Origin of the sequence: Neobacillus sp. OS1-32, from assembly GCF_030915425.1 — a bacterium.
Taxonomy (GTDB): Bacteria; Bacillota; Bacilli; order Bacillales; family Cytobacillaceae; genus Neobacillus; species Neobacillus paridis.
Genome location: NZ_CP133263.1, coordinates 1987633 through 2006667, shown reverse-complemented (window position 1 = coordinate 2006667; position 19035 = coordinate 1987633). Strand labels below are relative to the sequence as shown.

Genomic DNA, 19035 nt, shown 5'->3' with positions numbered 1-19035 from the left:
CACATGATCGCGAGCATTATCATTGGAGCCGTTATTTTCGGCTATGCTGCTTGGGCTTTGGTAAAATTCATAAACAGATCCAAAAAAGGAAAATGCGCTGCCTGTGACCTAAGAAAGTCCTGTTCTGGCAGCTGTGCGCTCCCGTCAAAAGTTAAATAAATTGGCAAAAAAGGCTGTTATCATGTTGAAGGTAGCAGCCTTTTTGTGTAGTAAACAGTTTCCTTGTAGTCAATCCGTTATCCAGCCATCTAGAAATTGGGATGGAAGAATTCTTCATTGAACAAGCTGATTTACTTTTAAAAATCAAAAATATAGTGTAATATTTCACCATAAGTTATTGAAGGAAGGGTTTTAAATGAACAGAGATGATATTATCCAGCAGGTTTCCGAAAAACTGCGGTTAATTCGGACAGAAGCGGGTTATACGCAAGATAAAATGGCTGAAATCATTGGTGTTTCAAAGAAAACTCTCGTTCAAATTGAAAAAGGCAGAGTGCTTGCCAATTGGTCAACAGTGGTAGCCATATGTGCTCTTTTTCGTGAAACTGAGACGGTTCAATTTTTGTTTGGAAGTGAACCGCTTGAAGTAATCGAAACGGTCGCCAGGGAAGGAATTGACTATCGTAAATCCAAAACACTTGGCGGGCGTGTTTGGTGGAAGGTACTCAACAGGGATAATGGTTTTATCCTGCAACAGAATATCTTAAGTAAACATTTTCGGATATTAAATGAAAAAAACTATCGAATTTTCAGCAGTCTGGACGAAAACCAATCACAGCAGCGTTTTAAAGAACTAGCTCAGGGAAAAGATTAAAGAAGATGGGCATCTGCCTGTCTTTTTCTAATTTCGATGAACGGTCACAAAAGCAGCCAATTCTACGAAAATTATACGTGCTATTATTAAATGATCTTACATCTTTGGAGGCACTATGAAAAAGCAAACAATCAGCAGTATGCTGGCAGGCTTACGAAAACAACATTTACTCCAAGTAATACTGCTGTTAATCTTAATTGTGATTTTGGCGTTTTTTGGATTACTATATTATTTTTCAAAGGATGCCGATATCTCCGGCTTAAAAAATGAACTCCCTCAGCCAACGGTATTTTATGATGTGAATGGGCAAGTTGCCAGTAAAATATCAGCTAATAAAAATGAAGGGGTTCCGATTCGAGATGTTCCTGCCTCGATGAGAAATGCTGTTGTTGCGATTGAGGATCATCGTTTCTATCACCATCATGGTGTGGATTTTATCGGGATGTCCAGGGCTTTGGTCCGTGATTTAAGAGCGGGGGAAATGGCTGAAGGCGGCAGCACAATTACGCAACAGCTAATCAAAAATACGCTGCTGACACCGCAAAAAACGCTGCGACGCAAATTTGAGGAAGTATTTTTAGCGTTGGCAGTGGAACGGGAATATTCCAAACAGGAAATTCTGCAAATGTATTTAAACCAAATATACTTTGGGAATGGTGCCTGGGGAATTAAGCAGGCTGCAGGGAAATATTTTGCCAAAGATGTGAAGGACTTGTCATTATCTGAGTCCGCTACACTGGCCGGATTGATTAAAGCCCCATCTGCCCTAAACCCTTATGAACATATGAAAAAAGCAGTGGACAGACGGAATCTTGTCCTGCTGCAAATGAAGGAGCAGGGATACATCACGAAGCAGCAATATAACAGAGCCATTCACGAAAAAATCGTGTTAAATGATAAGGGACCCGACCCGTTTCGCGGGAAATATCCTTATTATGTGGATGAGGTATTGTCTGAAGCTATTCACAAATATGGTTTGTCGCAAGAATGAACTGCTCACCGGCGGTTATCACATTTATACTGAGCTCGATCCAGTTATGCAAACGGCGATGGAGGAGACGTATCAACGGGATGAATTATTTCCTGCTGGCAGCAGTGATAGGCTCATGCAAAGCGGCGGCGTTTTACTGGACCCGAAAACAGGCGGTGTAAGAGCTTTAGTCGGCGGCCGGGGAGAACATACTTTTAGAGGCTATAACCGTGCCACACAATTAACAGCACAGCCTGGCTCCTCCTTTAAACCTTTAGCCGTCTATACACCGGCACTTGAAGAAGGCTGGAAAATAACTGATATGGTAAAGGATGAACCGATCAGTTTTGGCAGCTATCAGCCGAGCAATTATGATCATCAATATGACGGTGAGGTGCCAATGTATGAAGCCGTGAAAGATTCAAAAAATGTTGCGGCAGTCTGGCTCTTAAATCAAATTGGCCTTGAAAAGGGGTTAGATGCGGTTAAACGTTTCGGCATTACCTTAGATAAACAAGACCAAAATTTAGCCGTTGCCCTTGGCGGCCTGCATAAAGGGGTTGCTCCAGTTGAGATGGCTGAGGCCTTTTCAGTTTTTCCAAACAACGGAATTCGTTTTAAGGCACATGTGATTAGGAAAATTGTTGATGCAAATGGAACAGTTGTCGCGGAATGGAAGGGCAAAGGTACCCGGGTCACCACCAAGGCGGTTGCGGATAACATGACTACGATGCTTCTTGGCGTGGTTGAGGAGGGAACCGGGAAGGAAGCACAAATTTCTGGTCGCGAGACAGCTGGAAAAACGGGATCTACTCAAGTTCCAATTAAAGGGATTAATGGTTTGAAGGATCAATGGTTTGTCGGTTATACACCGCAGCTGGTCGGTGCCTTCTGGGTCGGGTATGATAAGACTGATGCCCAGCATTATATAACTTCATCCAGTGATAAGGGAGCAGCTGTTATTTTTCGCGAAGCAATGACCAAAGCGCTGCAAAATACTTCAGTAGAAAGCTTCAACGTGCCCCATATCGCTCCCTTGATCGAAAAAAGAGAAAGGGAAAAAATCTTTGAGAACCTTCAAAAGAACTTCAACAATGAAGTTCAAAAATGGGAAGAAAAATGGAATAAACAAAAAGAAAAATGGAAAAAGAAGTGGAATAATAAGGGGAAAGGACATGGTTGGGGACGTGGACATTGACATGGCCCCGAAATAAACAAATGAATAGGGAAGAGCTCCTGAAAAGTGTACATGGTGAGCTTCAATGATCAGAAAAATGAAGACAAGTCCCTGAAAAGTGTACATGGCGGACTTCAATGACCAGAAAAATGAGGAAAAGCCCCTGAAAAGTGTACATGGGAAGCTTCAATGAACAGAAAAATGAGGAAAAGCCCCTGAAAAGTGTACATGGCGGACTTCAATGAACAGAAAAATGGGGTAGAGCCCCAGAAAAAGTGAACATGGCGGGCTTCAATGAACAGAAAAATGGGGTAGAGCCCCAGAAAAAGTGAACATGGCGGGCTCCAATGAACAGAAAAATGGGGTAGAGCCCCCCGGAAAGTGAACATGGCGAGCTTCAATGACCAGAAAAATGAGGAAAAGCCCCTGAAAAGTGCACATAGCGGGCATCAATGAACAGAAAAATGAGGAAGAGCCCCCGGAAAGTGAACATGGCGAGCTTCAATGAACAGAATAACCAGGAGGAGCCCCCAAAAGTGCACATGGTCGTCTTGAATAAACGCGAACTGTGATGATAAAGTCAAATGTAGCGATTATACCCCGTCCTAAATCCAAACTCCATCTTAAGAATAATAGAAAGCCGCTCATCACTTATGAGCGGCCCAACTAATAATGAAACCACAGTTACTCCAACATTTTACGCAACCCATAACCTTAATATCTTTCAAACAAAAAAAGAATATCTCCCTTTTCCACATAATTGATAATTGTTCAAAAGAATCCTCATAATGGCTCTCCTTGATTTTATTACTTTGCACCAGTTATATATCTCAGTGGTGGTAATCTTTCTGTCGGGAAACAAAATTCTAAATTCCTCCACACTCCGTAAAACCGCAGAATCCACCTTTTCTATTAATCCACTTTTTGGACAAATTAATCTTTCCCTGCTAAGAGGCTTCATAAACGTCCAACAACAAGGGGAAATAACTCCTTTTTCCAACTGTTCAAAATCGTAACTAGGTAGTTGAGCAAAAGGATAGTCCCCAATATCCATTGAAATTAACAGGTCCGCCAGCTTTTCATGACCGCTATTTAATTTTGAAGGCATCTTATTTAAAGTTTTTATAAATCGATCCACTTGTGTTGGAAAAATAATCGAAGGGTTATGAGGAGCTTGATACATGGTGAACTCGGGGTTAATGTACACGAGAAATGGTTCAACATTGAAGCTAAACCCCAGTTGTTGGAGTAATTGACGGAAAAGGGTTTCACAGCGTTGCAGCTGGATATACGGATCTTTAATAATTTTTTCGGTTTTAATATGTTTAAGGTGTTTCCCTTCAAACTGATAATCGCTTTCGAAATTTTTGACGTCAATAAGGTAGATTAATTTTTGAAAAATAATAACTGTGTCAATTTGATAGAAAGTGTTATCTGCTTTCAGCAGCAAACCGTTAATAACTATGCAATTACTCACAAGTTTCTCAGTTAAAAGATCAAACTTTGTTTCACCCTCAAAACCTTTTTCCGCATTAAAGTAGTTCCTCCGGTCCTGATCTAATAATACCATTCGAGCATTAAGAAACCGCAATATCCTTAATTCTTTTGGTATTTGCCGTTTCTTTCTTAGTATAGGCATATTTTCACATCCTTTAAATTTTTTAAAACCCTATATATATTCTATAGGAAACGAACATTGTTTTTTGTAAAAAGAATGAAAAATTTGTTACGTTTTCCAATAATTTTATATTAAACTTTTCAATTGCAAGGCAAAATAGTTGCAAATGTGGGGAAAGAGGTGTTCTGGATGATCATCGTGATGCAGGGAGCATCTGAAATCATTGCTTATGGAACCGCTGCCTGGGTAAAATAATTTGTGAAAATTAGGAATTGACATATAGAAAAACTGGTGATAACCTAACAAGGTAAGAAAAAAAAGGAAATGGAGGGTTACGACATGATTGAGCTTAAAAAAGTCCAGCCAACAACTGAATATATCAACGTAACCTGTCCAGGTGAATAATCCGATTATCCTTTAATGTTTTTCAACAGATAACTTAACACAGGTTACGTTCCTTTGTGATACGTAATGTGTGTTTTTTTGTCTCTTTTTTCGGGTTGAAGATAGGGCATACTGCACGTTTTAAGCGGTATGCTCTATTTTTTTCAATAAAAATAGAGGAGGAAAAACAAATGAAACCCAAATTCCTAATTAGATTCGCAAGCAAAAATATCGAGATAGAAAGCGGATAGGTTCAACAAAAGGGGGAGTGCCATTATGTTTTCAGTATTAAAAAAACTAAGCTGGTTTTTTAAAGAAAACTGGCAGCGTTATGCGATCGCGATACCATTGCTTATTATTGTAGGGTTAATTGATATCCTGCCGCCAAAATTGATTGGAATGGCCATTGATGATATCCATATTGGTACGATGACCGGAAATAAAATAGGACTCTATTTGATAGCTCTTCTCATTATTATGATTTCATCCTACGGTCTAAGCTACATTTGGCAGTATTTATTATTTGGCGGAGCGTTTCTGGTAGAACGTAAACTGAGATCAAGATTTGTCCAGCACCTGTTAAAAATGACCCCGGCCTTTTATGAGAAAAATCGTACCGGGGACTTAATGGCCCGGGCGACGAATGACTTAAAAGCCATCTCGATGACAGCAGGGTTTGGAATTTTAACGCTCGTCGACTCAAGTGCCTGGATGCTGACACTATTGTTAACAATGGGCTTTTTGATCAGCTGGAAACTGACATTGGCCGCAATCATCCCGCTACCTATAATGGCAGTCCTGATGCAAATGTACGGGAAAAGAATTCATATCCGCTTTATGGAAGCGCAGGATTCCTTCGGTAAGTTAAATGACAGTGTATTGGAATCTGTCGCCGGTGTCAGGGTGATCCGCGCCTATGTTCAGGAAAACGCCGATAGCCGAAGATTCGGGCAGTTGACCGAGGATATTTACCAAAAAAATATGAAAGTAGCACTGATTGATTCTTTATTCGATCCTACCATAAAAATTTTAGTTGGAATCAGCTATTTAATAGGTCTTGGCTATGGTGCGTACCTGGTTTTTCATCAGACCATTACTCTGGGGAATCTTGTTTCGTTCAATGTTTACTTAGGGATGTTAATTTGGCCGATGTTTGCCATTGGCGAATTAATCAATGTCATGCAGCGCGGCAATGCCTCGTTAGACCGTGTTAATGAAACATTGCGCTACAAAGAAGAAGTAACCGATCCGTCAAAGCCAACATCCTTAAGTGCCGCTGAAAAAATTGACTTTAAACAAGTGACCTTCCGCTATCCATCGTCGAAATTTGATAACCTGAAAAATATTGATCTATCTCTTCATCAAGGCGAGACACTCGGGATAGTTGGGAAAACAGGCAGTGGAAAAACCACATTTATTAAGCAATTATTAAGGCAATATCCGCTTGGTCAAGGAGATGTCTCAATTTCTGATATTTCCCTGGATGAGCAAACGCTTGAGCAGGTACGGGGCTGGATTGGCTATGTTCCCCAGGACCATATTCTTTTTTCAAAAAGCGTAAAGGAAAATATTTTATTCGGTAAAGAAGATGCCAGCCCTGAAGAAATGAATAGAGCCATTGATTTGGCAGCTTTTCGTCAGGATTTGGAAATGCTGCCGGAAGGGTTGGAAACGCTCGTCGGCGAAAAGGGTGTCGCCCTTTCAGGGGGGCAGAAGCAGCGAATCTCAATTGCCAGAGCACTCATCAAAAATCCGGAAATCCTGATTCTTGATGATGCTTTATCGGCTGTCGATGCGAAAACAGAGAAACAAATTATCGATAATATCCGTCAGGTTCGCAGCAATAAGACAACGATTATAACCACACATCGCATGTCCGCGGTTCAGCATGCGGATCACATTATTGTCCTTGATGAAGGTAACATCATCGAGAAAGGAACACATGAACAATTGTTTGAGCAAAATGGCTGGTACAAGGAGCAATTGATCCGCCAACAGATTGAAAACAAAGTGGCAGAGGAGGTGTCAGTATGAAACCAGGAAAAAGATTAATTCAATACGCCTTATCCTATAAGAAAATCATTTTTGCAGCACTGGTCATGCTGACCATTTCTGTTGCAACCGACCTAGCCGGCCCGTTCATTGCAAAAAATGTGATTGACCAGCACATTCTCGGAATCGAATCTGTCTGGTATGAAACTTCAAGCAGTAGGAACGCTGCTAAATTTAATGGCAGCTATTATAAACGGGAGACCAATTTTTCCAAGGGTGAGCCAAAAGGAGACCCGGCCCGTATTCTTCAAGTTGGCAGCAAATTTGTATTTACAGACGAATTACTGGCCTTTGATGGGAAACGGAGTTTAAACAAGGACGTATTGACAATTACGCAAGGAGCAAAAACAGCTGAATACCAAGTTCAAGTCCTAAAAGGAAATGAGCTGTTGCGATTTTACCAGCCGGAAATTCCGAGTATCATCCAATTGCTACTGCTCTATTTTGGATTATTAGTGGTATCGGCGATTTTTCAATATGGCGAGCGATATTTACTGCAACAATCCGCCAACCGCATTATTCAAAAAATGCGGGAGGATGTCTTTAACCATATTCAGCGGCTGCCTATTCATTATTTTGATAATCTGCCTGCGGGAAAAGTGGTTGCAAGGATTACCAATGACACAGAGGCGATCCGCGAACTGTACGTTACCGTTTTGGCGACGTTCTTTACCAGCGCGATATATATCAGCGGGATTTATGTTGCTTTGTTTATTTTAAATCCCAAGTTGGCGGCCATCTGTCTATTGCTACTGCCGATTCTGTATATTTGGATGCTGGTATACCGGAAATTTGCTTCGAAATATAACCGCGTCATTCGCTCACGGAACAGCGATATAAATGCGATGATTAACGAATCAATTCAAGGGATGAGTATTATTCAGGCGTTTGGCCGTGAGAAAGAAACGAAAGCGGAATTCGAAAAGTTGAACAACCAACATTTTACCTACCAAAATAAATTGTTAACCCTTAACTCTTTAACCTCACATAACCTGGTTGGAGTATTGCGCAATCTGATTTTCGTTGCCTTTATCTGGTATTTTGGCGTTCAGTCGCTTGTCCCCTCCGCGGTCATTTCCCTGGGAATGCTCTACGCCTTTGTTGATTATATCAACCGCCTGTTCGAGCCGGTACAGGGAGTGGTGAACCAGCTTGCCAATTTGGAACAGGCACTCGTCGCTGGGGAGCGGGTTTTCAAGCTCTTGGATGAGCCGGGTGAAAACGTCAGTCAGGAGCGCATTCCTCGGATTAAAGGGAATGTTTCATTTAAAAATGTATCGTTTGCCTATAAAGAGGGCGAATATGTACTAAAGAATATTAATTTTTCGGCGAAACAGGGAGAAACGATTGCCCTTGTCGGCCACACCGGCTCCGGAAAAAGCTCAATCATGAATCTGTTGTTTCGCTTTTATGATTGTCAAAAGGGAAAAATCGTTATTGACGGAAAGGATATTGAATGTATTCCAAGGCAAACATTAAGAAACCATATGGGAATCGTTTTACAGGATCCCTATTTATTTACCGGGACAATTGTCTCCAATGTTAGTTTACAAGACCCATCGATTACAAGAGAAAAAGTTGAGCAGGCACTAAAAGACGTTGGCGCGGCCCGTGTCTTTAAAAATTTGGAAAATGGCTATGATGAACCGGTGATTGAAAAGGGCAGCACCTTGTCCAGCGGACAGCGTCAGTTAATTTCTTTCGCCCGGGCATTGGCATTTAATCCGGCGATTTTAATATTAAATGAGGCAACTTCCAGTATTGATACAGAGACGGAAGCTTTGATTCAAGAAGCGATGGAAGTGCTAAAGAAAGGGAGAACAACCTTTATCATTGCCCACCGATTATCAACGATTCGCAATGCAGACCAAATTCTTGTTTTAGACCGTGGGTCGATTGTTGAACAAGGAACACATGATGAGTTAATGGCGTTAGCGGGCAAGTACCACCAAATGTACCAGCTACAGCAAGGGGGAGCAGAATTGGCCGGATAAAATGAGCAAAAAACCCGAAAGTTCACAAAATGTTCGATTTTCCGCCATGAAAGTGTAATAAAAGTCACAAGAAAAAGTCCCATTTTATGATAATTTAAAAATGTTTAACATCATTCAAATGGGGTGGGACAAAAATTATGGATTTTTCAATTGTACTTGCAATCGGAAGTGTATTAGTGCTTGTATATTTTATTGGGTATACAATTACGACTCATTAAAAGCTGCAGATGATAATCTGTGGCTTTTTTTTGCATAAGCAAGGGTATTGCCGTTAAAGCAGCAAATGAAAACCCCCTCTGAAAAGAGGGGACTTTAGGCCATATTATTAACTTGTTATAAAAAGGGTTGCTTGCGTTTAACGTTGGAATCCACTAAGGTGTGATTGAGCCATTGAAACAAGACGCTTAGTGATTTCTCCTCCGACAGATCCGTTGGCACGTGAAGTAGTGTCTGCCCCAAGGTTTACACCAAACTCTTGAGCAATTTCATACTTCATTTGGTTAAGAGCTTCTTGTACTCCTGGTACTAGAAGTTGATTAGAGTTGTTGTTGTTAGCCATAGTTGTATAACACTCCTCTTTAAAAAGTTTGGGGTTAGTATGGATTTGCACCATATTTGGATTTACCTAAAGCCATCTAGGCCTAACCCATGTCGGTAAGAAAAAACTTGGTTGGATGAACCGGAATTGCACCGGTAACTACCCTTGATGGTTTCATCCAATGTTGGATTGTAGCTTGTAATCTTTATTATGGTTTAATCTTGTTTGCTTATTCGATAGAATCATTAGTAATTTATTCCACCACATAGGGAAAACAAAGTAGCATAAACTAGGGAAAACAATAAACAAAAGGGTGAAGGAAATGTCAGTATGCCCGGTTTGTAATGGTTTGCGGGAAGTATATTTACTTTGTGCCAATTGCGGGGAACCTATGTTGGAATGCGGCAAGTTAATGGATTATTATGATGATTACAGTCCCTATATGGAGATTGACTTGATGAAGCTTGAAGATGGATATTCTGATAACCATTCAAGTCGCAAATGTGCCCATTTTTATCGCTGCCCTGGCTGTCAAAAGGAAGATGTGGTTTTTATAAAAGAATAAGAAAAGAGGGTGGTGGAAAGGCCGGAAGCGATTGGCATCCAAAGGTCATAATAGAAAAAGCCCCGCCATTTTACGGGGCTTATCTAATATTACGGCGTCCTCAGGAATACTTCAAGAAGAACGAAAATTAAGGACGAACTCTCAGCTCGGTGTCAGCATCAAAGAAGTGAGCTTTATTTAAATCAAATGCCAGTTCTATTGAGTCGCCATGTTTAATATCGGCACGTGAATCAAGGCGGGCAACAAAATCCTGGCCATCAAGGTTGGAGTAAATCATTAATTCCGCTCCGGTTAATTCAGCAACATCAATTTTTGCAGTAATTTTAGTACCGCTTGAGGCCTCGATGAAAACTGGCTCGTCATGAATATCCTCTGGGCGAATCCCGAGAATCATCTCTTTTCCAACATAACCTTGCTCACGGAGGTATTTCATTTTGCCCTCAGGTATAGTGATGGTGGAATTTCCAATGATAAATTTGCCTTCTTCCAGTTTGCCGTTAAAGAAGTTCATGGCCGGAGAACCGATAAAGCCGCCGACGAAGATGTTTTCCGGCTTCTCGTAAACTTCTTTAGGCGAACCAACCTGTTGAATCACCCCATCTTTCATAACAACCAGCCTTGTTGCCATCGTCATCGCTTCCGTTTGGTCGTGGGTTACGTAGATGGTGGTTGTATTTAAACGGCGGTGCAGTTTAGCAATTTCAGCACGCATTTGCACACGGAGCTTGGCATCAAGGTTCGATAATGGTTCATCCATTAAGAATACTTTGGCATCACGGACAATCGCACGACCTAAAGCAACACGTTGACGCTGACCACCGGAGAGGGCTTTTGGTTTGCGATTTAAATAATCTTCCAGGCCGAGAATTTTGGCTGCTTCTTTCACCCGGCGATCAATTTCGGCTTTTGGGAACTTACGAAGTTTGAGTCCAAAGGCCATGTTATCATAAACGGTCATATGCGGATAAAGAGCGTAGTTTTGGAAAACCATCGCGATATCGCGGTCCTTTGGTGCCACATCATTAACGCGTTTCCCATCAATATAGAAATCCCCTTTTGAAATTTCTTCAAGACCAGCGATCATCCGCAAAGTGGTCGATTTTCCGCATCCTGAAGGACCAACAAAGACGATAAATTCTTTATCTTCAATATGAAGATTAAAGTCCGAAACAGCGGTAACTTTATTATCATAAATTTTATAGATATGGTCCAATTTTAATTCTGCCATCTTTAATGCCTCCTGTGATATTAATAATCTCAGTTTAACGGATATATCAATTTTTCATAATCGTCAGGTTGCACAAAGTTTGAAAGCGCTCTTTTGGGCATCTTGTCATTTTTGTTGATAGTCAAATAGAAGACAGGCCAGAAAGACCGTAAAGGCACCGTAAAAATCTTTTAGGCTGAGCCCGGTTTTTTCGGTAAATTTATCAATTCGGTATTGAAGGGTATTCCGATGAATATATAATTTTTTGGCTGTAAGGCTGGCGTTTAAATTATTTTCGAGAAAAATTTTCAGGGTTGAGAATAACTCCGGGTCTTGTTGAAAAATTTCTAATATCTCGTTATTTACCTTTTGCTTAATTTCTTCAGGTAAATGATAGGCAAGATATGCCGGAAAAATTCGTTCATATGTAAAAATATTCGTGCTGTTTAAATGGGCAAGTCCAAATGCGAAGAAGTCTCTTTCTTCTCGAAATCTTGAAGGGAGCAGCTTTGTAAGCGGATAACGCTTCCCGATGAAAAAAGAAATTTTAACATAAAAATCACTTTCTAATGTGCCGGTCATAGCGATTAATTCTTCCTCAGTTAAAGCGATTTGTGACTTCTCCTCAATGACAATCCCTCGATGATTGTTTTCCCAAAAAATAATGACTTCTTCGCTGAAAAATCCGGTTAACGCGGTTTCAATTTCTGAAGGATCCGGATTATGATGATGAAGATAAAACTGAATCAAACGGACGTTATTTTCCTTCTTCTGGCTGGGGGGCGGTCCATCCATTAATAAGAATTCATACCATGTTTGTGGCAATGTCATGGCGGATGATGGTTCGTATTCCACAAGTGTGAAAAGTGATTTCAACAGCTGTAATTCCTGCTCGCTTACAAATGATTTCAATAGGCCGATCCATTCGTTTTCGGCTTCATTGTAAAAGAATGAAATATTGGTCCATGGGTTTCTCAGGACGATTCGATAATAAAATGGAATCTTTAAAATGTGTTAACAGTTTTTTAAACATATGACATTCCCCATTAAATTACATTTTGTTTAATTATAACAAATGCAAAAAAAGCTGAGCCATGTTTCTTTAGCCCAGCAGTGTAATAAGAAACACTTCACCCGGGAATATTTTTGTTTTCAAATAATGGTTTAAATTGGAGGTGGTGATCGTTTCATCATTCCCCTTAATGATAGCTATTATTAGCTTACCTGTTTCATGGAATGATTTAAATATCATTTTTTGCAAGTTGGCAAAATAATCGGCAGAGCTGAGCAATTTTAGCTGATTCAATTTCCGGTTCATCGAAGCTCATTGGCTTGGAATTCACCTCATAAATATAATATTGTCCTGTTTTGCTTACCGCGGCATCAATTGAAAATTCACCAAAAAAGCCATACCGTTCTGATAATGTCTTTCCAATTGGCGGGATGATGGTTTGAATGAATTGATCATGTGAGGCAGTTTGCAAAAGTTGATACGGAACCAGCCTCCCCCCGATGGAATATGAGTGGTGATGTCCTGCTTTTGTGACTGGCGGATGCCTATGCCTGTTAAGACATAGTGTGTACCGGAAGCATGGGCAAGGATGCGGAAATCAAATCGCTTGCCGTTGTATTGTTCAGACTGAATATCCTCCTGGGCAATATATCTTTTTCTCAGTAGCTTCTCGCCCCATTCCTGCCAAAACTGCTCGTAACTTTCATACAATATCTGTTGTTTTCTCCCGGTTAATGATAAGGAGGGTGACTGAGCCAGACGATAAATTCCGTTTCCCTTAGAAGAGTTGCAGGGCTTTAAATAGATGGAAGAATGAGTTTCCAATAACTTTAATAAATTTTGCTTATTCTCAATCAAGCTGGTTTTAGGTAAAAATTTGCTGATGATGGAGTCGTGTTGGAAGCATTGATAAAGCTCGTATTTATCAATAAAGCAAGGATTAAAAAAGGGAATTCCTTTTTCCTTCAAGCGTAAGAAAAAGTTCTGGACTTCTTCACTTTGCTCCACTGTTCGATCGGGGATTCGATTGTAGACAACATCAGGAAAGGGAAACTGCGATTTCATCCAGCTGTTTTTTCTAACTGAAAAAACAAAGCCGTCAATTTCATTTTCATGGATTCCTTCCACAGTAAAGACAAAGCTTATTCCACCAAATGAAATAAGCTTTTGCTGCAGGCTTTTAAACAGCCGGCTGTTTCCGGCAATTGCTCCATTTCCTTTTTGTGCAGTGATGATGCCAATTAACGGTTTTCGTTGTGCTTTCTTCATTTATACATTTCCTCGGGGTGTAGCAACGATTTTTCCGCGAGAAAGACCGCAAAAGCGATCGATAACTTTCGCGTTAATAAATCAAAGGCTTGTAATTCTGGATGACTGAAAATCGACCGCCCCGGTTTGGAGTTTGCTTCAAAGAGCCAGACATTCCCATGGCGGTCAATCCCTAAATCGAAACCAATCTCGCCAATGATTCCTTCCATATTCTGTTCCAGTGCATGGCTTAAATGAAGAGCAGCCGTTTCAAGCTTTTCTTTATATTCCGCCGCCTTTTTCAGTGGGAAAATTTCGCTCAAAGTTTTGATTTCACCGCCGCTGCGTTTGTGAGTTGTAACACTGCCAGGACCGGCAATTTTGGCCGCAATCGCACTTACCTGCCATATCCCGGCGTCATCTTTATTAGTATGAACCCGAAAGTCAACGGCACGCTGATTCATTCTTAGTAAATGGATACCTTGTTGGACGACCATTTTATCAAGCGGCTGGTGAGCAAATACGAGTTCGAACATTTTTTCAAGGCTATGAAATTTCCTTAAGCGGTTCACCTCACCTTTTTCCTGGTAACGGCAATAATATTCATTTGTCTGTTTGTCATAAATAATTTGATGGATTCCCAGCCCAAGGCTGCCATTTTTCGGTTTAATATAGACGTGTCCATACTTGGAAAGCATCGACTCGATATGGGAGAAAGAGGTGAAAGGGTGGGTCTCGGGTAGATACCTTTCAACCGATGCATCCTGCTGCAGTCTTTCGTACACTTCCAGTTTGTTAAAAAAGCCCGGATTATACCAGGGTATCATATATTCTTTTTGCAGCCGTTCTTTTACCTTTTTTTGCTTTTGTCTTTTTTCACTGCGGCGGTTTGGCAGGCGGTCGTAAATGACATTTGGGAACGGCACTTCATATTTCTGCCATTTATTTTTATAAAAGAAATATCCCTCTATGATGCCTTGCTCCCAATCAATTTGCTGTTCTCCAAACAGGAAGGAGAGCGCACCAACAGATTTGTTGACTGATAACAAATTCGCAAAAAAAGCCGTTCGTTCACCGAGAGGCTGGCCAAAATTCTGGGTAAAGCCGGAGGTGAAAATTCCCACAAGCGGTCCAATTGTCAGCACTTCATTTTTGATAAAGGCATGCAGTGGAATATTTAAATTGGGGTATTGAAGCTGCCGTTGAATTCTTTTGCTGATGACAATACGGTCATGGCTGTCGGGATGTGGGTAGAAATCGACGGCCATTGACTTAGAACCGAAGGCAATTCGTTTAATGATCCGACCTTTAAGCAGCGCTTCCGGGCAAAATACGATTAACTGGTCATTTTGTACAACCTCAATGAGATAACGTTTTCGCATAAAAGCTCTTCCTTTCCTGTTGTTCCAGTCCAAGGAGGTGTTTTGCATAAAGAAGCGGGGCATGGATAAGCGTTTCCTTCATTTCCGGTGCTGTTTGTAAAATGACCTTTCTCCCCGGCTTCGAGTTAAGGTCAAGGATCCAGATAGAACCGTTTTTGGCGATACCGATATCAACACCAATTTCAAATAATGGAAGAAATTTACTTTCTAGTAATAGCGGTAGATGATTTAGAATGTAGTTTAATTCGGAACGGATGTATTCCGCTGTTGTTGGCGGCAGCGTATCGGCCCATTCCGTAAAGTTCTTGACTATTCCTCCGGCACTTAAGTTGGACAAGATTCCTCCCATTGTTCCTGTGCGAATTCCCCGGCCGCGTTCGGTCCAGATTCCCTGCTCGTTTTTCTGCAGCAGAATGCGAATGTCAAACGGCTGTAAGCTCTGATCGTATAATTCAAGGTATGGCTGCAAGAGATATTTTTTTGCCTGAATTAATGGTTTTAACCATCTTAACAGCTTGAGCTTATTTGGAAAAATTCGCGAAATAATCTGCTTTTGCTTCTCCGTTTTTACATGAAAACTATTGTCGTTTTTCTTGATATAATAAATCCCGTGGCCTTGTGAGCCGTTAATTGGTTTTAAAACGATTTTTCTTCTTGCCTCCAGCTCTTGAAAGACCATTTCACTGTCAGAAACAAACACAGATACCGGTAAATAGGGAGAAAGTATAGAGTCCTTTAAGGATTCATAAAGTTCTAGTTTATTCGGTAGCCCATAGCCGAGGAAAGTAATATCGTTTCTGTTTTTTAACCATGAGACGATGGGGAGACATTGCTTGGAGTGATCGTCATCGCCGTAAAAACAGCGGTCATAAAGGACAGAAGGAATGGGAAAATCACCATCCACCCATTGATTGGTTAGAGAATCAAACCTTTTTCCTTTAACCTGCTGTGAGTATGGGTTAATTTGTGATGGGATAAACCAGAAACATTCAATATCAAATTTCTTTGCCAACCTGGCGATTTCCGTGAGATAGGTGGCCTCACTATCCGGGGTTAACGTCATAATGCCAAATGCAATCAATTTAACCAATCTCCCTTTCTGTATTTTCATCAAATGCCAGAACCGTACAAAATTGGACAATCGCCCTCGCTGACGGTCTGACTTTACCTTGGGTTTCAGTAAATGATTTCGAAGGTTTGGAGTTCACTTCGATTAACCAGGGCTTTCCCTCGCTGTCGACGCCGATGTCAATTCCTAGTTCAGCAATGATTCCCGCTGAATGTGTACTGATCCCTGCAGCAATCTCTAATGCCAATTGCTTCATTTGTGCTAAGCACTCTTTCGCTTTTTGGATATCCATCACATTTATTAATGCCTCCAACGGCCGCATGATGGTACCGCCCCGGGCCAAATTAGAGACAATTTCTTGCTCCGCCCCGACTCTGGCGATGATTGAAGTTATTTCCCAGCGAGTTGGCTGATGCTTATGACATAACACGCGAAAATCCATTGGCCGCAAATCTTTCGTTATCAAAGAGACTCCTTGCTGAATGATATAGATGCGATTTTGCAGTTCCGGTTTTAGCCGCTGATATAACTCTTCCAGGAAAAAAGGTTTTTCAAATGGTTCTTTGCCGGTTTTTACCGAGGATTGAACGAAATAACTGTTATCCTTATGCTTGCTTATTTTCAAGATGTTTTTACCTTGGCTTCCGTGGATTGGTTTGATAAAAACCGTGTCATATTTTTGTACAAATTCATAAAGGTTTTCTTTTGAAAAAATCTTTGTCTCGGGAATGGCAGAAAAGAGGCTGACTTCCTTCTTTAAATGTTCATAAACTTCCAACTTGGATAAAAAGCGATCATTAAATAACGGGATCATTAATAGTTCAAGCTGTTGGCGGAATTGTTTGTATTTTATCTTCTGTTCCAGTTGCCGTGAATGGATCCGGTTGTAGATGACATCAGGTAAAGGAAGTTCAGCCGGAATCCACTTTTCATTTTGAAAGAAAAATCCTTTAGTTGAAAAGTCTTTATAGGAAAACACATAAAAAAAACCGCCGTTTTTCGAAATAACTTGATGAAGTTCCTCACAAAATTTATGGACAGTACGAAAATGAGGATCTTCGTTATTAATATGGAAGTTTGTCAGCAGTGCAATCACAGGTCCGAGCTTAAGTGTATGAGTGTTAGAGCGGTAAATGGCCTGAAATTTGTATCTTTGATTTGGCAGGTGCAGGCTTCTTGTGATATTTTCCGGTAGAATGATTTCATTTTCAGCCATTGCCATAGTTTGAATGTTCGTACTGACGATTGTTTTTCCCAGTGAAAGATACAGGTTTTGCGTATTAGTAATGTTTAATTTTTCCAATAATTGCTGTGACATTTGTATAAGCCGGTCATTTTGATTGGCTGCTTTCCGAATCGAGATCATAATCGAGGTTAATGGAACAGACATACACATTCCTCATTTTCCGGTAAATGAAAGCTCGTCAATTGGCGAGTCCGTTTGGACGGTTCATAAGGCGTAGTTGAATTTATGCGACATAGTAAAGAATAAAATTTGGGAAAATTTTATATTTTTCTATTAGCCAAAATAGCCTATAGGCATCCGTTGATAGTGTAATGTATGTCATTCCGCGGCAGAAGGTGATTCGAACATTTTCGCTATTTCTTGAATAATTTGGTATAGTTATTAAGATTTACCCATTAAAGGAGTGACCTAAAGATGGCAGTTAACTTATATGATTCCGCTTACGCATTGGAAGCGGCAATCCGTGAAAGCGATGAATTTTTATATTTGAAAATGATGTACGATGGAGTAAATGCTGATCCAGCCTCGAAAAATATGTTTGACCACTTTCGGGAAATTCAAATGACTCTTCAACAAAAGCAAATGACCGGCCAAAACATTTCCGAGCAAGAGCTCCAGCAGGCGCAGGCATCGGTTCTTCAAGTACAACAAAATGAAAAGATCTTTCGGCTGATGGAAGCCGAGCAACGGATGAACATGATCATTCACGAGATCAACCAAGTGGTGATGAAACCATTATTAGAACTATACGGTGAAAGGCAATAAGCGGCAGAGGTTGTAAATGGTATCATCACGTTGCTGATGGACTGTTCTATTAATGAGTGAAAAGTCATAAAAGTGATATAGAGGAATTTCACCAAGAACAGGGGGCACCATGATGATTTATCGCTTGCTTGCACTAAATATTGATGGGACTGTTTTACAAACAAATGGGAAGCTTCATAAGTCAACAAAGGAAGCTATCGAATATGTTCAGCAAAAAGGTATCTACGTCACACTGGTGACATCACGCAGTTTTCCATCGGCAAGAAAAGTAGCTAAAGCTTTAAAAATTAAAATGCCGCTCGTGACCCATCAAGGGGCGTATATAGCCGGTTCGGAGGAAAAACCGATTTATGTAAAGCGAATCAATGAGGGCATTACGTATGATATTGTGCGATTTTTCGAGGCACTTCCCTGTCAGATCCGACTCGTCCACGAACAGTTTTCGCTGGCCAACAAGTTTAAGATTCAAAATGATTTATTATCAAAGACGATATTTACGACAGGAGAGCCTTTCGTTTACTCGCAGCAATTCGTCAATTCATTAAGTGAGTATTTACATGACCAGCCAATGACTCCTTCGAAAATCGAAGTATATTTTGAAAAAAAGCGTGATTTGCTTGATGCAAAAGCTGCCCTTGAAAAAATGTACAGTGAAGTTGAAGCGTATGAGCTTGATCCTTTAAGGATAGACATCGTTCCGACGGGCGCTTCCAAACTCACCGGCTTAACCTATCTTGGAAACCAGTTCGGAATTAAACTTAAAGAAATGGTTTATATCGGTGATGGACTTGATGATATTCCGGTCATTGAGGCTGTTGGCCTGGGCGTGTCGATGGGAAATGCACCGTTTGCGGTTAAAAAGGCTTCCGATTGGGTTACCAGATCAGAAAATGATCAAGGGGTAGCGTACATGGTAATGGAACACTTCCGGAAACAGCAACCAATCGAATTTCTACGGAAGATGAAAATTATCAAACCGTAAAGAGATATCACG

At 40.7% G+C, this 19035-nt stretch carries 19 protein-coding genes; 9 read left to right on the top strand and 10 right to left on the bottom strand.

Annotated elements, in window-relative coordinates; genetic code table 11:
• Nucleotides 1–3: 3 nt before the first annotated feature.
• From RCG24_RS10170 to RCG24_RS10155, 4 genes are all read left to right on the top strand, one after another.
• Nucleotides 4–159 carry a FeoB-associated Cys-rich membrane protein gene (locus RCG24_RS10170; RefSeq protein ID WP_202656412.1) on the top strand — a complete coding sequence of 52 codons (156 nt, stop codon included), beginning with the start codon at nt 4–6 and terminating at the stop codon, nt 157–159.
• 196 nt (nt 160–355) lie between these two features.
• Nucleotides 356–814 carry a helix-turn-helix transcriptional regulator gene (locus RCG24_RS10165; protein ID WP_308078998.1) on the top strand — a complete coding sequence of 153 codons (459 nt, stop codon included), beginning with the start codon at nt 356–358 and terminating at the stop codon, nt 812–814.
• A 115-nt stretch (nt 815–929) separates the two neighbouring features.
• Nucleotides 930–1805, top strand: a complete 876-nt coding sequence (locus RCG24_RS10160) for a transglycosylase domain-containing protein (RefSeq protein WP_308078997.1) — start codon at nt 930–932, stop codon at nt 1803–1805.
• A complete protein-coding gene (locus tag RCG24_RS10155) occupies nt 1786–2982 on the top strand; it encodes a transglycosylase domain-containing protein (protein ID WP_308078996.1) in 1197 nt (398 codons plus the stop codon). The genes RCG24_RS10160 and RCG24_RS10155 overlap by 20 nt, the downstream gene beginning before the upstream one ends.
• A gap of 703 nt (nt 2983–3685) precedes the next feature.
• Here RCG24_RS10155 and RCG24_RS10150 read toward each other — a convergent pair.
• Entirely contained in the window at nt 3686–4600 is a 915-nt protein-coding gene (locus tag RCG24_RS10150) for a nuclease-related domain-containing protein (protein WP_308078995.1), read from the bottom strand.
• 639 nt (nt 4601–5239) lie between these two features.
• Between RCG24_RS10150 and RCG24_RS10145 the strand changes: the two genes are divergently transcribed.
• Together RCG24_RS10145 and RCG24_RS10140 are read left to right on the top strand one after the other, a co-directional pair.
• Entirely contained in the window at nt 5240–6997 is a 1758-nt protein-coding gene (locus RCG24_RS10145; protein WP_202656342.1) for an ABC transporter ATP-binding protein, read from the top strand.
• Entirely contained in the window at nt 6994–9009 is a 2016-nt protein-coding gene (locus tag RCG24_RS10140) for an ABC transporter ATP-binding protein (protein ID WP_308078994.1), read from the top strand. Before RCG24_RS10145 ends, RCG24_RS10140 begins: the two co-directional genes overlap by 4 nt.
• Nucleotides 9010–9364: 355 nt before the next feature.
• On the opposite strand, the gene RCG24_RS10135 is transcribed toward RCG24_RS10140, so the two are convergent.
• The gene (locus RCG24_RS10135; protein ID WP_202656344.1) at nt 9365–9568 is read right to left on the bottom strand and encodes an alpha/beta-type small acid-soluble spore protein; all 204 of its coding nucleotides are present in this window, start codon (nt 9566–9568) and stop codon (nt 9365–9367) included.
• Nucleotides 9569–9869: 301 nt separating this feature from the next.
• Here RCG24_RS10135 and RCG24_RS10130 point away from each other — a divergent pair, with 301 nt between their 5' ends.
• Nucleotides 9870–10112, top strand: coding sequence for a hypothetical protein (locus RCG24_RS10130; RefSeq protein WP_308078993.1), 243 nt, complete (start codon nt 9870–9872; stop codon nt 10110–10112).
• A 127-nt stretch (nt 10113–10239) separates the two neighbouring features.
• On the opposite strand, the gene RCG24_RS10125 is transcribed toward RCG24_RS10130, so the two are convergent.
• The 8 genes from RCG24_RS10125 to RCG24_RS10095 form a co-directional block, all read right to left on the bottom strand.
• Nucleotides 10240–11340, bottom strand: a complete 1101-nt coding sequence (locus RCG24_RS10125) for an ABC transporter ATP-binding protein (protein ID WP_308078992.1) — start codon at nt 11338–11340, stop codon at nt 10240–10242.
• Between the two features lie 105 nt (nt 11341–11445).
• Nucleotides 11446–12231 carry a PucR family transcriptional regulator gene (locus tag RCG24_RS10120; RefSeq protein ID WP_308078991.1) on the bottom strand — a complete coding sequence of 262 codons (786 nt, stop codon included), beginning with the start codon at nt 12229–12231 and terminating at the stop codon, nt 11446–11448.
• Between the two features lie 190 nt (nt 12232–12421).
• Complete coding sequence (locus tag RCG24_RS10115) at nt 12422–12637, bottom strand: hypothetical protein (protein WP_308078990.1); 216 nt, start codon at nt 12635–12637, stop codon at nt 12422–12424.
• Nucleotides 12561–12803: a YheC/YheD family protein gene (locus tag RCG24_RS21280; RefSeq protein WP_374049142.1), complete on the bottom strand. Its 243-nt coding sequence runs from the start codon at nt 12801–12803 to the stop codon at nt 12561–12563. The genes RCG24_RS10115 and RCG24_RS21280 overlap by 77 nt, the downstream gene beginning before the upstream one ends.
• Nucleotides 12692–13600 carry a YheC/YheD family protein gene (locus RCG24_RS10110; RefSeq protein ID WP_308078989.1) on the bottom strand — a complete coding sequence of 303 codons (909 nt, stop codon included), beginning with the start codon at nt 13598–13600 and terminating at the stop codon, nt 12692–12694. The genes RCG24_RS21280 and RCG24_RS10110 overlap by 112 nt, the downstream gene beginning before the upstream one ends.
• Nucleotides 13597–14961 (bottom strand): YheC/YheD family endospore coat-associated protein, encoded by a 1365-nt coding sequence (locus RCG24_RS10105; protein ID WP_202656349.1) that lies wholly within the window; start codon nt 14959–14961, stop codon nt 13597–13599. Before RCG24_RS10105 ends, RCG24_RS10110 begins: the two co-directional genes overlap by 4 nt.
• Entirely contained in the window at nt 14939–16042 is a 1104-nt protein-coding gene (locus tag RCG24_RS10100; protein WP_202656350.1) for a YheC/YheD family endospore coat-associated protein, read from the bottom strand. The genes RCG24_RS10105 and RCG24_RS10100 overlap by 23 nt, the downstream gene beginning before the upstream one ends.
• 1 nt (nt 16043) lies before the next feature.
• Nucleotides 16044–17420 carry a YheC/YheD family endospore coat-associated protein gene (locus tag RCG24_RS10095; protein WP_308078988.1) on the bottom strand — a complete coding sequence of 459 codons (1377 nt, stop codon included), beginning with the start codon at nt 17418–17420 and terminating at the stop codon, nt 16044–16046.
• 270 nt (nt 17421–17690) lie between these two features.
• Here RCG24_RS10095 and RCG24_RS10090 point away from each other — a divergent pair, with 270 nt between their 5' ends.
• Nucleotides 17691–18041, top strand: coding sequence for a YlbF/YmcA family competence regulator (locus tag RCG24_RS10090; protein ID WP_202656352.1), 351 nt, complete (start codon nt 17691–17693; stop codon nt 18039–18041).
• Between the two features lie 112 nt (nt 18042–18153).
• Entirely contained in the window at nt 18154–19023 is an 870-nt protein-coding gene (locus RCG24_RS10085; RefSeq protein ID WP_308079150.1) for a Cof-type HAD-IIB family hydrolase, read from the top strand.
• The last annotated feature ends 12 nt before the right edge of the window (nt 19024–19035 follow it).

Excerpts from the sequence above, each read along its gene's own strand:
- RCG24_RS10105 (WP_202656349.1), bottom strand. The coding sequence starts at position 14,961 with ATGCGAAAACGTTATCTCATTGAGGTTGTACAAAATGACCAGTTAATC.
- RCG24_RS10145 (WP_202656342.1), top strand. The coding sequence starts at position 5,240 with ATGTTTTCAGTATTAAAAAAACTAAGCTGGTTTTTTAAAGAAAACTGG.
- RCG24_RS10140 (WP_308078994.1), top strand. The coding sequence starts at position 6,994 with ATGAAACCAGGAAAAAGATTAATTCAATACGCCTTATCCTATAAGAAA.
- RCG24_RS10160 (WP_308078997.1), top strand. The coding sequence starts at position 930 with ATGAAAAAGCAAACAATCAGCAGTATGCTGGCAGGCTTACGAAAACAA.
- RCG24_RS10110 (WP_308078989.1), bottom strand. The coding sequence starts at position 13,600 with ATGAAGAAAGCACAACGAAAACCGTTAATTGGCATCATCACTGCACAA.
- RCG24_RS10155 (WP_308078996.1), top strand. The coding sequence starts at position 1,786 with ATGGTTTGTCGCAAGAATGAACTGCTCACCGGCGGTTATCACATTTAT.
- RCG24_RS10090 (WP_202656352.1), top strand. The coding sequence starts at position 17,691 with ATGGCAGTTAACTTATATGATTCCGCTTACGCATTGGAAGCGGCAATC.
- RCG24_RS10135 (WP_202656344.1), bottom strand. The coding sequence starts at position 9,568 with ATGGCTAACAACAACAACTCTAATCAACTTCTAGTACCAGGAGTACAA.
- RCG24_RS10170 (WP_202656412.1), top strand. The coding sequence starts at position 4 with ATGATCGCGAGCATTATCATTGGAGCCGTTATTTTCGGCTATGCTGCT.
- RCG24_RS10095 (WP_308078988.1), bottom strand. The coding sequence starts at position 17,420 with ATGTCTGTTCCATTAACCTCGATTATGATCTCGATTCGGAAAGCAGCC.
- RCG24_RS10125 (WP_308078992.1), bottom strand. The coding sequence starts at position 11,340 with ATGGCAGAATTAAAATTGGACCATATCTATAAAATTTATGATAATAAA.
- RCG24_RS10150 (WP_308078995.1), bottom strand. The coding sequence starts at position 4,600 with ATGCCTATACTAAGAAAGAAACGGCAAATACCAAAAGAATTAAGGATA.
- RCG24_RS10085 (WP_308079150.1), top strand. The coding sequence starts at position 18,154 with ATGATTTATCGCTTGCTTGCACTAAATATTGATGGGACTGTTTTACAA.
- RCG24_RS10130 (WP_308078993.1), top strand. The coding sequence starts at position 9,870 with ATGTCAGTATGCCCGGTTTGTAATGGTTTGCGGGAAGTATATTTACTT.
- RCG24_RS10115 (WP_308078990.1), bottom strand. The coding sequence starts at position 12,637 with ATGAACCGGAAATTGAATCAGCTAAAATTGCTCAGCTCTGCCGATTAT.
- RCG24_RS10165 (WP_308078998.1), top strand. The coding sequence starts at position 356 with ATGAACAGAGATGATATTATCCAGCAGGTTTCCGAAAAACTGCGGTTA.